This window comes from Hyphomonas sp. (genome assembly GCF_040882205.1).
Classification (GTDB): Bacteria; Pseudomonadota; Alphaproteobacteria; order Caulobacterales; family Hyphomonadaceae; genus Hyphomonas.
The window spans coordinates 1-14,119 of sequence record NZ_JBBEBT010000291.1 but is presented as its reverse complement, the minus strand read 5'-3'; the positions used below and the strand labels follow the sequence as shown (position 1 = coordinate 14,119).

Sequence of the window (14,119 nt, the reverse complement as noted above, 5' to 3'; positions counted from 1 at the left end):
ATGAGCCTGGCGGCCGGCGGCCACCTGACCCACGGCGCCAAGCCAAACCAGTCCGGCAAATGGTTCAACGCGGTCCAGTACGGCGTACGCCCTGACGACCACCTCATCGACTTCGAGGAAGTGGCGCGCCTCGCCCGCGCCCATCGTCCGCAACTGATCATCGCCGGCGGTTCGGCCTATCCGCGTCAGATCGATTTCCGCCGCTTCCGCGAGATCGCGGATGATGTCGGCGCGCTCTTCCTCGTCGACATGGCCCACTTCGCCGGCCTCGTCGCGGGCGGCGTCCACCCCAACCCTCTCGACCATGCCCATGTCGCAACGACCACCACGCACAAGACCCTGCGCGGCCCCCGCGGCGGCATGATCCTTACCAATGACGAAGCCCTCGCCAAGAAGATCAACTCGGCCATCTTCCCCGGCATCCAGGGCGGCCCGCTGATGCATGTCATCGCCGCCAAGGCTGTTTCCTTCGGCGAGGCCCTCACACCTGAATTCCGCGCCTATGCCTCGCAAGTCGTCGCCAATGCCCGCGCCATGGCCAAGGCCTGCAAGGATGCCGGCCTTGATGTCGTCTCCGGGGGCACTGACACGCATCTCGCCCTGATCGACCTGCGTCCCAAAGGCGTCACCGGCAAGGACGCCGAGGCCGCTCTCGAGCGCGCCTTCATCACCTGCAACAAGAACGGCATCCCGTTTGATCCGGCCCCGCCGGCCATCACTTCGGGCATCCGCGTCGGTTCGCCCGCTGGCACCACCCGGGGCTTCGGCGAAGCGGAGTTCACCCAGATCGGAAAATGGATCGGCGAGATCGTCGACGCCCTTTCGACGCAGGACAATGGCGCCGTCGAAGCCCGTGTCCGCGCCGAAGTTATGGCGCTGACCGCGCGTTTCCCGATCTATGACGGATTGGGGGCCTGATACGTCTTGCGGTGTCCCTTCTGCAGCTCGGACAACACATCGGTAAAGGACAGCCGCGCCGCTGAAGATGATACCGCTGTGCGCCGCCGCAGGGTCTGCGAGAACTGCGGCGCCCGCTTCACGACGTTCGAGCGCGTCCAGCTGCGCGAGATCATGGTCGTGAAGCGCGATGGCAAACGCGCCCCGTTCGACCGGGAGAAAGTGCAGCGCTCCATCATGGTCGCCCTGCGCAAGCGCCCGGTGGACCGTGAACGCATCGATCAGATGGTGTCCGGCATTGTCCGCAAGCTGGAAAGCGGCGGGGAGACGGAGATCCCGTCCTCGCAGGTCGGCGAACTCGTTATGGAAGCCCTCAAGCGCGTCGATCCCGTTGGCTATGTCCGCTACGCGTCGGTTTACCGCGACTTCAAGGATCCGAGCGACTTCGCCCAGTTCATCGAAAAGGCCGCGCTCGATGAAGAAGACGCGCCCGGGGAATGACCGGCGTCCGCGTCACCCTCAAGCTTGCGACCTCGCTCGATGGCCGTATCGCGCTCGCCGATGGCACCAGCCAGTGGATCACCTCCAGCGCCTCGCGCGCCAAGGCCCATGAGCTTCGCGCCGCGCACGATGCTATTATGGTCGGCGTCGGAACCGTCCTTGCTGATGATCCGCTGCTGACCGCTCGCACCATCCCGCTGCCCGGCCGTCAGCCGCTCCGCATCGTGGCCGACTCGCAGGGGCGCACGCCGCTCGCCTCCAAGCTGATGACCTCCCTGAATGTCGGTCCGGTCATCATCGCCACCGCTGGTAGCGAGGCCCCCGCACTTGCCGCCGCCGGCGCCGCGGTCTGGCCCTGCGGCAACGCCATCCGCATGAACGTTACCGAGTTTCTCCGCCGCGCCGCGTCCGAAGGCATCCGCTCGATCCTGCTGGAAGGCGGCAGCCACCTCGGCGCCAGCTTTGTACGGGCCGGCGCTGTCCACGAACTCGCCTGGTTTCGCGCGCCCATCCTGATCGGCGGGGAGGGGTTTTCCGCCCTCGGCGAACTCGGCCTCACCGACCTCAAGTCTGCGACCCGCTGGCGCCCTGTCGCGACGGAACGGATTGGAGACGACGTTCTCGATACTTATGTTCGATTTGAGCAATAGGCGCCGGGCAGGAAACTCCAATGTTTACAGGTCTTGTCACTGATGTCGGCACCATCCGCCGCGCGGAACACCGCAACGGCCTGACCCGGTTCGAGGTCGAAAGCGGTTACCCGCTCGCCGAAATTGCAATGGGCGCTTCTGTAATGCATTCCGGCGTATGCCTCACCGTTGTCGACATGGGCCCTGCCGAACGCGGCGCCTGGTTCGCGGTCGAGGCCGTCCCCGAAACCCTGTCCAAAACCGTCCTCGGCGGTTGGAGCGAGGGCAGCCGCGTCAATCTTGAAAAGAGCCTGCGGCTCGGTGACGAGCTCGGCGGCCACTTCGTCTTCGGCCATGTCGACGGCGTCGGCGAGATCGTCTCTGTCGAGCCCGAAGGCCAGAGCTTCCGCGTCACCATCCGCCCGCCTGCCGCCATCGCACGCTACTTCGCTACCAAGGGCTCTGCCGCCATCGACGGCGTCTCCCTCACAGTGGCAGCCGCGCTGGCGGACGGCGACTTCCAGGTCGCCATCATCCCGCATACCTGGGAAGTGACGACCCTCAGCACACTGAAGGCCGGCGGCAAGGTCAATCTCGAAATCGATATGCTCGCGCGCTATGTGGCGCGTATGATCGGCGCCGATGCGCCGGAAGGAAAGAATCAGCCATGAGCGACGGTTTTCATTCTGCAATCTCCTCGATCGAGGAAATCATCGAGGACGCTCGTAACGGCCGTATGTTTATCCTCGTCGATGCCGAGGACCGCGAGAACGAGGGCGACCTGGTGATCCCCGCAACCTTCGCAACCCCCGAGGCGGTAAACTTTATGGCCCGCTACGGGCGCGGCCTCATCTGCCTGTCCATGACCCAGGAGCGTGCTCATACGCTACGGCTCGACATGATGACCCGCAACAACCGCGAAAGCATGCAGACTGCCTTCACCGTCTCCATCGAGGCTAAGGAAGGCGTCACCACCGGTATCTCCGCCCATGACCGCGCCCGCACCATCGCGGTCGCGATTGATCCGACTAAGGACGATGCCGATATCGTCACCCCCGGTCACGTCTTCCCGCTGATCGCCAAGGAGGGCGGGACACTCGTGCGCGCCGGCCACACCGAAGCCGCGGTTGACATCTCCCGGATGGCCGGGTTGTTCCCCGCCGGCGTGATCTGCGAGATCATGAACGATGACGGCACCATGGCCCGCCTGCCGGAACTCGTGGCCTTTGCGCAGCTGCACAACCTCAAGATTGGCACTATTGCTGACCTGATCGCCTGGCGCCGCCAGAATGACCGTTTCCTCGAACGCCGCGTTGAGGCTCCACTGGATTCCGCCTTTGGCGCCGGCTTCAGGACGGTCTGCTTTCGCAATACGCTGGATGGCTGCGAACACATCGCCATCGTCCATGGCGATATCCGCCCGGGATCGCTCACCATCGTCCGCGTCCACCGCACCGATGTACTCGCCGATGTCCTCGGCGAGAGAGGCCCCCGCGAGGGCCTCGTCAGCAAGGCAATGCAGCTGATCGCACAAGCCCCCGAGCCCGGCGTCGTGGTTTTTGTCAATATGATGCACCCGAACGCCATCGCGGAGCGGCTCGGCCTCAAGTCTGCAACTCCGCGTGACCCGACCGCGCCCCTTCGCGAATACGGCATCGGAGCCCAGATCCTGCGCGAACTGGGCGTCCGGCGTATGATTTACCTTTCTGATACGCAGCCGACCCGCCTGGCGGGTCTTGACGGATACGGCCTGACCATAGAGGGCTGGCGCCGCCTGAACGAGGAGAACATCTGATGGCCGACCGCGTCCTCATCGCGATTTCGCGCTATTACAAGCATATCAGCGACGAGCTGGAAGCGGGCGCGCTCGAAGTGCTCGAAGCTGCCGGCGCGAAGATCACCGTGATGGAAGTGCCCGGCGCGTTCGAGATCCCGGGCTTGATCGCGATGGCCGCCGATTCCGGCCGGTTCGACGGCGCCGTCGCCCTGGGCTGCGTCATCCGGGGTGAAACCTCGCACTATGACTATGTCTGCGGCGAGAGCGCCCGCGGCTTGATGGACCTCATCGTCCAGCGCCGCCAGGCCGTCGGTTACGGCATCCTCACGGTGGAGAACGAGGCCCAGGCCCTCGTGCGCGCAGACCGCAAGCAGAAGAACAAGGGCAAGGATGCCGCCGAGGCCTGCCTCGCGATGATCAGGTTCCGTAGAGAGCTGATCGGGTGAACAGCCCCAGGCTCCCCTTCGATGTCACGCGCGCCCGCCGCGCCGGCGCGCGACTTGCCGCCGTCCAGGCGCTCTATGAAATGGAGCAGACCGACAAGTCCGCCCGCGCCACAGTGCGCGAGTTCATGGAAGACCGCCTTGGCCTCGGCCCGGACGGCACCCCCATCGAAGACGCCGACCCGGACCTCTTCAAGTCCATCGTCAACGCCGTCGTCGATCATCAGGCAAGGATCGACAATGCCATCCTCGCGCGCCTTGCCGAAGGCTGGAAACTGACCCGTCTTGACGCCACGATGCGCGCGCTCCTACGCGCCGGGGGCGCCGAATTCATCGCCCACCCGGAACTCTCCGACGCTGTCATCCTCGACGAATACGTCTCCCTCGCGCACGATTTCTTTGAAGAAACCGACGCCAAATTCGCCAACGCCCTCCTGCAGAACATCGGCCGCGACCTCCGCGCCTGAGGGCGGGCTCTGCAACATTTTTCCGCTCTTTCTGCGCATAAAATCCCGATACGGATCAGGTTTTTTGAAAGTTTCCACAAAAAAACTTGCGCTACACTCCCACCTCCGGCCAGGGTGAAACTCACGCCTGTGCCGCGCTGTTGCGCTGCCCGCACACGTCCGAACTTCGCGCCCTGGTGTGCCCAGGTGCTGGCGATCTTCCGGCCAGTGCTCTTCTGACAGCTGGACCGGCATTTCCGCTGGACGATCGAGACCGGCTACACGGGTGTGCGGGTAAAGGTCCACCGGTGGTGCGCCGTCACCCTCACCTGCCTCGGCGACAAGGCCCCCGATCCTTCCGCCTACTGAGCATATGCGCCGCAGAGGCGCTGCTGGGACGATCCGATGTGGGCGAGCACTATGCCTGCCAGCATCGAGGCGCCATACACCCTCATTCTCCCCCGTGAACCAGATGGCACCTTCCTGCGGGGTCTCCGGCACAGCGGGTAAGGGGCTTTTGCTCTCACAACCCGCTCACGAGCTGACTATTTCTGTCGATACCGGCGAAAGCCGACCGACTGAGGCCGCTCTGGGGCTGCCGCATCGCTGCCCCGGCTTGCGCCGGGATTGATGGCAGGCAGGGAGTGGAGAAGAGATAAACCGGCCGGGAAACCCCGCCGTCCGGCCAAACCGGCTGCCCGTTGCAAAGGTTTTTCAGGTCCGGTCTTGCAGCCAGCCGGGAGATAAGGCAAACCCCGCTCAGGCCTGAAGGGGTATAGCTCAGTTGGTAGAGTGGCGGTCTCCAAAACCGCAGGTCGTGGGTTCGAGTCCCTCTGCCCCTGCCAGGCCAATGCGTAACAATCCAGCTCTTGTGCCGCCGGGCGCGGCGCGCCTACAAATCCTGCAAACCCGTTTGCGCAGGAGAGTTGGCCTTGGATACCCGAAGCCCGATCAAAGGCGGCCAGCCCTGGTGGCGCGGCGCCGTCGTCTACCAGATCTACCCGCGCTCCTATCTCGACACCAACCGGGACGGGATCGGCGACCTGCCGGGCATCACGCAGAAGCTCGCCTATATCGCCGGCCTCGGCGTGGACGCCATCTGGATCTCGCCTTTCTTCAAGTCGCCGATGAGCGATTTCGGCTATGACGTGTCGGATTATTGCAACGTCGACCCGATCTTCGGCACGCTGGGCGATTTCGATACGCTGCTGGCCCAAGCGCACCGCCTCGGTCTGAAGGTCATCATCGACCAGGTCTATGCCCATACGTCAGATGCGCATGACTGGTTCGCAGCGAGCCGCGCCTCGCGGGACAATCCGTATGCAGACTGGTATGTCTGGCGCGATCCGAAACCGGATGGCACGCCGCCGAACAACTGGCAGTCGGTCTTTGGCGGCGCGGCCTGGACCTGGGATGCGCGGCGCCAGCAATACTACATGCACAACTTCCTCTCGACGCAGCCGCAGCTGAACGTCCACAACCGTGTGGTACAGGATGCGCTCTTGGCAGCCGCGAAATTCTGGCTGGACAAAGGCGTTGACGGCTTTCGTCTCGATGCGATCAACTTCGCGATGTTTGATCCGGACTTCCGGGACAACCCGCCCTGGCCAGCCGAGGGTCGCAACATCACGCGGCCGTTCGACCTGCAGCACCATATCCACAACCAGTCGCATCCGGACATTCCGGTCTTCATGGAACGTATCCGCGAACTGGCGGACAGTTATGGCGCCGTCTTTACGGTCGCCGAAGTGGCGGGCCCAGACCCGCTACCCGAAATGACGGCCTTCACGGCGGGCGAGAAGCGGCTCAGCTCTGCCTATAGTTTCGACTTTCTGTATGCGAGCAGGCTCTCCTCCCGCCGGGTCAGGGCCTCTCAGATGAACTGGGCCGGCACTTTCAGCGAGGGCTGGCCGTCCTGGGCGTTCTCCAATCACGATGCGCCGCGCTGCGTAAGCCGCTGGTGTCCGCCGGACGCTGACAGGCGCCAGTTTGCCAAGCTCACGAACGCGCTGCTGCTGTGCCTTCGCGGTAACCCGATCCTCTACCAGGGAGAGGAGCTGGGCCTGCCGCAGGCCGAAGTGGCGTTCGAGGACCTGCAGGATCGCGAAGCTATCGCCAACTGGCCGCGTACCCTCGGCCGGGACGGCGCGCGCACACCGATGCCCTGGTCGAAGGGCGATATGTTTGCGGGGTTTTCCGAAGCCAAGCCCTGGCTCCCAATCGGGCAGGGGCATGCAGAGCTGGCTGCCGCAGAGCAGGCGGCCGATCCGGGTTCGGTGCTCAACTATACCCGCGCTTTCCTCGCTATGCGTTCGGCTTCACAGGCGCTCCAGCTAGGCCGCGTTTCGTTTCCGGAGGTTGCCGAGCCTTTGCTGGCCATCCGGCGCGAGGATGGCGGCGAGACAGTGCTCTGCCTTTTTAATCTCGCCACTTCGTCCACTGCCGTTCCGGCTGCGTTTACCGATGGATTCAGGACGCTGATCGGAAGCGGCCCCGTAACCCTGCCGCCGCACGGCGTCTGGATTGGTCAGACCCAGGTCTGATCTAGGCCATGCCGCAGGATTCGCGCACGATCAGCTCGGTCGGCAGCCGTTCGGACCGCAGCGCTGCGCCGCCTGTGGCGGCAAGCAGCTTGGAGACAATCAACCGGCCGGCCTTGCCCATGTCCTGCGAGATCGTCGTCAGTGCCGGCTGGGCATAGGCGGCAAGCTTGATGTCGTCATAACCGACAATCGCCACATCTGTCGGCACGCGGTGACCGGACTTATGCAGGCTGCGCAAGGCGCCGAGCGCGATGAGATCGCTGGCGGCAAAGATGGCGTCGAAAGATGCGCCAGCCCCGGTCAGGCCGTCGGCGGCGGCTTCGGCATAGCTGACCTCAAACTGCGCCGGGACGAGGAGGGTGGGGTCAAGCGTGATGCCGGCGCGGCGGTGCGCTTCGGCGTAGCCCTCGTAGCGGTGGTGCACTTCCGGCGCCGAGGTGTCGCCGAGAAAGGCGATCCGCTTGCGGCCGAGCTGTAGCAGATGGGCGGCGGCCCTTGCGCCGCCGCGCCGGTTGTCGGAGCCGACCGAACAGTATTTCTGGCCCGGCAGGTCAGCCCCCCAGGCGATGAAGCGGCTCTCGGTTTCGGCAAGCAGGTTCAGCCGCTCATGCAGGGTTCTCTGGCCGAGGAAAACAACGCCCTCGGCGCGGTTGGCGGTCATCAGGGAGGAAAGATCGTCCTGATTCTCCGGCGCGATGTGAGAGATCAACACGTCGCAGCCGAGTTCGCGGGCCGCAGCGGTGATGCCGCCGATGAAATCCTGCACGAAAGGGTTCAGCGGCCCATCCTGGCGCCCTTGCGGCGCGGGGATGACGACGGCAATGGTGGCCGAGGCGCGGGACAGAAGCGCGGGCATCGACGGGCGGAAATGGTAATTGTGCTCGCGCGCAAGTTTCCACACGCGGCGCTTGGTCTCGTCATTGACGGCGGGGCTGTTGTTGAGCGCCCGGGACACCGTGGCGATCGAGACGCCGGCGATGCTGGCGAGGTCCTCTAGACGGGTCCGGCTGGACATTCCTGGCGAACTCCCCCATATTCATTACAACGTTGTCAATCGTGGCGCGTGCCGTCAGCTGCCGGTCATTATAGCTGGTGTAAGGATTTGCAAAACTTGTTTCCGCAGGCGGGGGCGAAGCTTAGATCTCCCGGTATATTTCATATAAACAATGGCTTAGGGCTGGCAGGGTGCTGCGCCCATGTGCCTCAAAGGCAACAACCTTTTGCAATCGGGTCGACGGTCATCGAGGGCCGCGCTAAGCCGGCCACAGCGGGCAGGGCGGCGTAGGATGGCCAAGTTTGTTCCGGTCGACCCCTTCGACATCATCATCTTCGGCGGCACCGGTGACCTTTCCCGCCGGAAGCTGCTCCCGGCGCTCTATCACCGCTGGCTGGACGGCCAGATCCCGCCGACCAGCGCCATCATCGGCACGGCACGTTCCGACATGGAGCCCGCCGCCTATCGCAAGTTAGCGCGGGAGGCCTGTGAGGCAGCGTCCGGTGAGAGCTGGGACGCCGGGGCCTGGGCGAAGTTCGAGAAGATCGTCCACTACGTTACAATCGATGCGACGGATCCTGAGGCCGATTGGCCGGCGCTCAAGAAGCTGCTGATGCTGGACCCAAAACGCCCGCGCGTCTTCTATCTCGCGACCTCGCCGCACCTCTATGTCGATATCTGCCATGCCATCGGGCTGGCCGGGCTGGCGGCGGAGCCGGCACGTGTGGTGCTGGAGAAGCCGATCGGGACCGACCTTGAATCGGCCCGGGCGATCAATGACGGCGTTGGCGAAGTGTTTTCCGAACGGCAGGTGTTCCGGATCGACCACTATCTCGGCAAAGAGACCGTGCAGAACCTGATGGTGCTGCGCTTTGCCAACATGCTATTCGAGCCGCTCTGGTCGCACAATTATATCGACCATGTGCAGATCACCGTGGCGGAAAATCTCGGCCTCGAGGGACGGGCGGACTATTATGACCGGTCCGGCGCGTTACGCGACATGGTACAGAACCATCTCCTGCAGCTGATCTGCCTGACGGCGATGGAGCCGCCCAACGACATGGGCGATGACGATATCCGCACCGAGAAGATCAAGGTGCTGAACGCGCTCGGCGCGATTGCGCCGGATCAGGTGAAGCGCCAGACCGTACGCGGACAGTATACCTCCGGCCTTCAGGGCGGAAGGCCGGTGAAGGGCTATCTGGAAGAACTGTCTGCCGCAAATGGCAGCCACACGGAAACTTTTGTCGCCGTGAAGGCTGAAGTGAAGAACTGGCGCTGGGCGGGTGTGCCGTTCTACCTGCGCACCGGCAAGCGCATGTCAGCGCGCCATTCTGACATTGTGATCCAGTTCAAGCCGGCGCCGCACAATGTTTTCGGGCAGGGTGTGGACAGCGTGAACCGCTTGGTGATCCGCCTGCAGCCGGACGAGGCCGTCCGCCTGTTCGTCCAGATCAAGGAACCGGGTCCCGGCGGCCTGCGCGTCAAGTCGCTGCCGCTGAACCTCTCCTATGCGGAGAGTTTCACGCTGCGCTATCCGGACGCCTATGAGCGACTTCTGATGGACATCGTGCGCGGGAACCTTTCCCTGTTCATGCGGCGTGACGAGGTGGAGGCAGCCTGGCGCTGGGTCGATGGGCTGATCGATTCATGGGAGGCCAGCGGCTATCAGCCGGAAAGCTATGCGGCGGGTACGGATGGTCCGCTGTCGGCGGCTATGATGATGGACCGCGATGGGCGCAGCTGGTGGAAGGAAGGATAAGTGCGATGGCGCTGAACCTCACCGAGTTCGAAAACCGCGAGGCTGCATCGCAAGCGGCTGCCGCCATGATGGCGCGCGCACTTGAGGCGGATATTGCCACGTCGGGCGCAGCGAGCCTGATGGTCTCGGGCGGATCAACACCGGAGCGGGTTTTCAGGCTATTGTCGGCCCGGGACATGGAATGGGCAAAGGTGACGGTAGGCCTGGTGGACGAGCGCTGGGTTGCGCCGGACGACCCGGACTCGAACGAGCGGCTGGTGCGCACGGTGCTGTTGCAGGGCAGGGCGGCGGCAGCGCGATTTATCCCGATGAAAACATCGCAGGCCTGCCCGCGCGACGCTGAAGCCGATCGCATTGCCGCCTATGCGCCTTACTGCAAGGCGCCCAGTTTCGTGCTGCTCGGCATGGGCACCGACGGGCATACGGCCAGCTGGTTTTCCGGCAGTCCGGGTCTCGCGCAGACCGCGGCCCCGGATGCGGCGCATTGCCTGGCGGGCGTCGAGGCGTCCGGCGCGGCCGTGCCGCAGCGGATGACGCTGACGGGCGCAGGCGTCCTGACGGCGCAGCGCGCGCTGCTGCTTGTATTCGGCGAAGAAAAGCGCAGCATGCTGATCTCGGCGCCGCATGCTGATCCCATGGCTTGCCCTGTCCGTTTCGCGATTGACGGTCTCGGCGAGCGCCTTTCTGTTTACTGGGCCCCATAGATGGTTGGAAAACTGAATCCTGTTGTTGAAGCCGTCACGGCGCGCATCGAAGAGCGCTCGCGGGCTTCGCGTGCAGCTTACCTCGAGATGATCCGTTCGCGTCGCCCGGCAGCGTTCGCCCGGGCGCGGTTGACGGAGGGCAACCTCGCGCATCAATCCGCCGGATGCGCCGTTCTGGAGAAGGCGCAGATCCTCGGCGCTGGCTGGCCTGTGATTGGCATTATCACGTCCTATAATGACATGCTTTCCGCGCATGCGCCGTTTGAAGTTTATCCGCAGCTCATCCGAGAGGCGGCGCGCGAGGTTCATGCCATCGCACAGGTGGCGGGCGGCGTGCCGGCGATGTGTGACGGCGTCACGCAGGGCCAGGAAGGGATGGAACTGTCACTCTTTTCGCGTGATGTGATCGCGATGGCATCTGCCATCGGGCTGTCGCACGATACGTTTGATGCCGCGCTGCACCTTGGTGTGTGCGACAAGATCGTGCCGGGGCTGGTGATTGCGGCGCTTCGATTTGGCTGGTTGCCGTCGGTCTTCGTGCCGGCAGGTCCGATGCCGTCCGGCCTGCCGAATCCTGAAAAGATCCGTGTACGGCAATTATTTTCGGAAGGTAAAGTGGGCCGAGAGGCATTGCTGAAGGCCGAGGCGGAGAGCTATCACAGCCAGGGCACCTGCACCTTCTATGGCACGGCGAACTCGAACCAGATGCTGATGGAAGTGATGGGCCTGCACATGCCGGGTGCGGCTTTTCCGAACCCCGGCACACAGCTGCGCAACGCACTGACACGCGCCGCAACTCACCGCGCGGCGGCCATCACTGCGCAGGGCGCGGACTACCGGCCGGCCGGAGAGCTTATTGATGCGCGGGCTGTCGTGAACGGCATCGTCGGACTTATGGCGACGGGCGGGTCAACCAATCACGCGCTGCACATCCCGGCGATTGCGGCGGCGGCGGGCCTGTCCGTGACGCTTGAGGATTTCTCGGACCTGTCGCGCGTCACGCCTCTGCTGGCGCGCATCTATCCGAACGGTCCGGCGGACGTAAATCATTTCCACGCGGCGGGCGGCATGAGCTTCCTGATGGCGCAGCTGTTGATGGCGGGGCTGCTGCACGGCGACGCGCAAGGCGTTGCGGGACCGATAGCTGATTATGCGCAGGAGCCGGTCCTGTCGGAGGGCGCACTTGCCTGGCAGCCCGCGCCGGCGGAAAGCGGGGATCTCGACGTCCTGAGGCCCTTCGACAATCCGTTCTCGGCGGATGGCGGTTTGCGGCTGGTGACGGGCCTGTTGGGCGAAGGCGTATTGAAAGTGTCTGCGGTGAAGGCCGGGCACCGGCTGGTCGAGGCGCCGGCTGCGGTGTTCGAGTCGCAGCAGGCGCTGAAGGAAGCGTTCGAGGCAGGCCGGCTGAACCGGGATTTTGTTGCGGTTGTGCGTTTCCAGGGCGCGGCGGCGAACGGGATGCCGGAGCTGCACGGGCTGACGCCGTTGCTGGGCGTGTTGCAGGACCGGGGGCACAGGGTGGCGCTGGTGACCGACGGGCGGATGTCCGGCGCGAGCGGCAAGATACCGTCAGCGATCCATCTTAGCCCGGAAGCCGCGCAGGGCGGACCCATAGCGAAGGTGCGCGACGGCGATATCATCCGGCTGGATGCAGAAGCCGGAACGCTGGACGTGAAGGTCGATGTGGCGCAATTCATGGCGCGTGACGCCGCCCCGTTCCGGCCGAACCGGCCCCCGGCGGGACTTGGGCGCGAGCTTTTCGACCTCTTCCGCATGAATATCAGCAGCGCAGCCAGCGGGGCGAGCCCGTTCAACTTCCTCGGCCTGCGGAGCTGAGCCATGGAGTCCGGCGTGCTGGTGGGGGATGTGGGCGGCACGAATGCGCGCTTTGCGCTGGCGGTCCGGCGGGGCGACTGGCTGGGGATCGAGCGGTTCGAAGTGCTGGCGAGCGAGGCCTATCCGACATTCGGGCAGGCGCTGCGTCATTATCTGGACGAGACCGGTGTGCGGGCCGAGGCGGCGTGTATCGCGGTGGCCGGGCCGGTGCGGGGCGGACGTGTGCACCTTACCAACCGGGACTGGGCCATAGACGAGGCGGTTATCCGGGAGACGTTCGGGATTTCCCGGGTGGAGCTGATCAATGACTTCGTGGCGATGGCGCGCTCTGTGCCCGAGCTGGAGCCGGAGGCGTTCGAGCTGATTTTTGATGGCGAGCCGGTGCCCGAAGCGCCGATGATCGTCGCCGGGCCAGGTACGGGGTTTGGTGTCTCGACGCTGGTGCCGGCAATGGACGGGAGATGGAATGTGCTGGGGGGGGAAGGCGGCCATATTGCCTATGCGCCGCGGACCGAGCTGGAGCGCCAGCTCTGCGCGATCCTGATGCGGGATCATGGCTACGTGTCGAATGAGCTGGTGGCCTCGGGTAGCGGCCTCGACGAGGTGCATGCGGCGTTTTGCGAGATCTACGGGACCGCGCCGGCGACACTGACGCCCGCTGAGATGCGGGTGCGGGCGAATGCGGGCGAGGCGATGTACCGCGCGCTGATCGAGGTGCGGGCGCTGGCGGTGATGGGCGCGGTGGGCGACCTGGTACTCGCCAATGGAGCGCTTGGCGGGGTGGTGCTCGCCGGCGGCGTTTCGGAGCGGATCGCCGATTTCCTGAAAACGCCCGAGGCGCGAGAGCGATTCGTTTCGCGCGGTCCGATGAGCTATTACCTGCAACGATGCCCGGTCCGGCTGCTGCATGAGCCTGTCGCGCCACTGATCGGTGCGGCGGCCTATTTCCGGCAGCTTCACGCCCGCTGAGAGCGCCGGATGGGGCCAGGGTATGCCCCTGCCGACATGTCTCCGCATGAGAGCCATTCTCAGATCGGTGAGGGCGCTGGAAATGGATAGGGAATTCAAGGCACTTTTCAGAGAAAGCGGCGCCACCTGAACTTGTGCTCCGGGGGCATGCGTGACGCACTGACGCAACCTCGGAGCTCGCGATTTGGGAACCCGCGAGGCTATACTGCGAAAGTCTGAAGTTGGCGGGCCTGTTCGTGTTGCGCCTGCATTAAAACCGTCCTAATCGGGCGGCAATTGGGTCTGTACCTGGAGGTACCAATCATGTCCGAAGTCGAGCGCCTGGCCCTGGATTATCTTCCGGTGATCTTCTTCCTCGTCATCGGTGTCGTGATTTCCGGCCTGTTCGTCGTCGGCTCCGTCCTGCTGGCCCCGTCCAAGCCTGACCCGGAGAAAAACTCGGCTTACGAGTGCGGTTTCAATGCTTTCGACGACGCGCGGATGAAGTTCGACGTACGCTTCTACCTGGTGGCGATCCTGTTCATCATCTTTGACCTTGAGGTTGCGTTCCTGTTCCCGTGGGCGGTGAGCCTCGGCGAAATCGGCATCCTCGGCTTCTGGTCTATGGTCGGGTTCCTC

General features: G+C 64.4%; 14 protein-coding genes and 1 tRNA gene. 14 read left to right on the top strand and 1 reads right to left on the bottom strand.

What is annotated here, in order from left to right; genetic code table 11:
- From glyA to WEA77_RS12590, 9 genes are all read left to right on the top strand, one after another.
- A partial coding sequence (glyA, locus tag WEA77_RS12630) for a serine hydroxymethyltransferase (protein ID WP_368068239.1) occupies positions 1-918 on the top strand: 918 nt, incomplete at its 5' end.
- 6 nt (positions 919-924) lie between these two features.
- Positions 925-1,398 (top strand): transcriptional regulator NrdR, encoded by a 474-nt coding sequence (nrdR, locus tag WEA77_RS12625; protein WP_368068238.1) that lies wholly within the window; start codon positions 925-927, stop codon positions 1,396-1,398.
- Entirely contained in the window at positions 1,395-2,048 is a 654-nt protein-coding gene (locus WEA77_RS12620) for a RibD family protein (RefSeq protein WP_368068237.1), read from the top strand. The genes nrdR and WEA77_RS12620 overlap by 4 nt, the downstream gene beginning before the upstream one ends.
- A 20-nt stretch (positions 2,049-2,068) precedes the next feature.
- Entirely contained in the window at positions 2,069-2,698 is a 630-nt protein-coding gene (locus WEA77_RS12615) for a riboflavin synthase (RefSeq protein ID WP_368068236.1), read from the top strand.
- A complete protein-coding gene (gene ribB / locus WEA77_RS12610) occupies positions 2,695-3,822 on the top strand; it encodes a 3,4-dihydroxy-2-butanone-4-phosphate synthase (protein WP_368068235.1) in 1,128 nt (375 codons plus the stop codon). Before WEA77_RS12615 ends, ribB begins: the two co-directional genes overlap by 4 nt.
- Positions 3,822-4,250, top strand: coding sequence for a 6,7-dimethyl-8-ribityllumazine synthase (ribH, locus tag WEA77_RS12605; protein ID WP_368068234.1), 429 nt, complete (start codon positions 3,822-3,824; stop codon positions 4,248-4,250). The genes ribB and ribH overlap by 1 nt, the downstream gene beginning before the upstream one ends.
- A complete protein-coding gene (nusB, locus tag WEA77_RS12600; protein ID WP_368068233.1) occupies positions 4,247-4,714 on the top strand; it encodes a transcription antitermination factor NusB in 468 nt (155 codons plus the stop codon). The genes ribH and nusB overlap by 4 nt, the downstream gene beginning before the upstream one ends.
- A 748-nt stretch (positions 4,715-5,462) precedes the next feature.
- Positions 5,463-5,538 (top strand) — tRNA-Trp (locus tag WEA77_RS12595).
- 87 nt (positions 5,539-5,625) lie between these two features.
- Entirely contained in the window at positions 5,626-7,236 is a 1,611-nt protein-coding gene (locus WEA77_RS12590) for an alpha-glucosidase (protein WP_368068232.1), read from the top strand.
- Position 7,237: 1 nt separating this feature from the next.
- Here WEA77_RS12590 and WEA77_RS12585 read toward each other — a convergent pair whose 3' ends face one another.
- A complete protein-coding gene (locus tag WEA77_RS12585; protein WP_368068231.1) occupies positions 7,238-8,251 on the bottom strand; it encodes a substrate-binding domain-containing protein in 1,014 nt (337 codons plus the stop codon).
- Between the two features lie 271 nt (positions 8,252-8,522).
- Here WEA77_RS12585 and zwf point away from each other — a divergent pair, with 271 nt between their 5' ends.
- From zwf to ndhC, 5 genes are all read left to right on the top strand, one after another.
- Positions 8,523-9,992: a glucose-6-phosphate dehydrogenase gene (gene zwf, locus WEA77_RS12580; protein ID WP_368068230.1), complete on the top strand. Its 1,470-nt coding sequence runs from the start codon at positions 8,523-8,525 to the stop codon at positions 9,990-9,992.
- A gap of 5 nt (positions 9,993-9,997) precedes the next feature.
- Positions 9,998-10,696 (top strand): 6-phosphogluconolactonase, encoded by a 699-nt coding sequence (gene pgl, locus WEA77_RS12575; RefSeq protein WP_368068229.1) that lies wholly within the window; start codon positions 9,998-10,000, stop codon positions 10,694-10,696.
- The gene (gene edd, locus WEA77_RS12570; protein ID WP_368068228.1) at positions 10,697-12,532 is read left to right on the top strand and encodes a phosphogluconate dehydratase; all 1,836 of its coding nucleotides are present in this window, start codon (positions 10,697-10,699) and stop codon (positions 12,530-12,532) included.
- Positions 12,533-12,535: 3 nt separating this feature from the next.
- The gene (locus tag WEA77_RS12565) at positions 12,536-13,501 is read left to right on the top strand and encodes a glucokinase (protein WP_368068227.1); all 966 of its coding nucleotides are present in this window, start codon (positions 12,536-12,538) and stop codon (positions 13,499-13,501) included.
- Positions 13,502-13,804: 303 nt separating this feature from the next.
- Positions 13,805-14,119: NADH-quinone oxidoreductase subunit A (ndhC, locus tag WEA77_RS12560; protein WP_368068226.1), on the top strand; the 315-nt coding region annotated here is incomplete at its 3' end.

Coding starts and splice junctions, on each gene's coding strand:
- WEA77_RS12615 (WP_368068236.1), top strand. CDS start 2,069: ATGTTTACAGGTCTTGTCACTGATGTCGGCACCATCCGCCGCGCGGAA.
- WEA77_RS12585 (WP_368068231.1), bottom strand. CDS start 8,251: ATGTCCAGCCGGACCCGTCTAGAGGACCTCGCCAGCATCGCCGGCGTC.
- ribH (WP_368068234.1), top strand. CDS start 3,822: ATGGCCGACCGCGTCCTCATCGCGATTTCGCGCTATTACAAGCATATC.
- edd (WP_368068228.1), top strand. CDS start 10,697: ATGGTTGGAAAACTGAATCCTGTTGTTGAAGCCGTCACGGCGCGCATC.
- WEA77_RS12620 (WP_368068237.1), top strand. CDS start 1,395: ATGACCGGCGTCCGCGTCACCCTCAAGCTTGCGACCTCGCTCGATGGC.
- pgl (WP_368068229.1), top strand. CDS start 9,998: ATGGCGCTGAACCTCACCGAGTTCGAAAACCGCGAGGCTGCATCGCAA.
- zwf (WP_368068230.1), top strand. CDS start 8,523: ATGGCCAAGTTTGTTCCGGTCGACCCCTTCGACATCATCATCTTCGGC.
- ribB (WP_368068235.1), top strand. CDS start 2,695: ATGAGCGACGGTTTTCATTCTGCAATCTCCTCGATCGAGGAAATCATC.
- WEA77_RS12565 (WP_368068227.1), top strand. CDS start 12,536: ATGGAGTCCGGCGTGCTGGTGGGGGATGTGGGCGGCACGAATGCGCGC.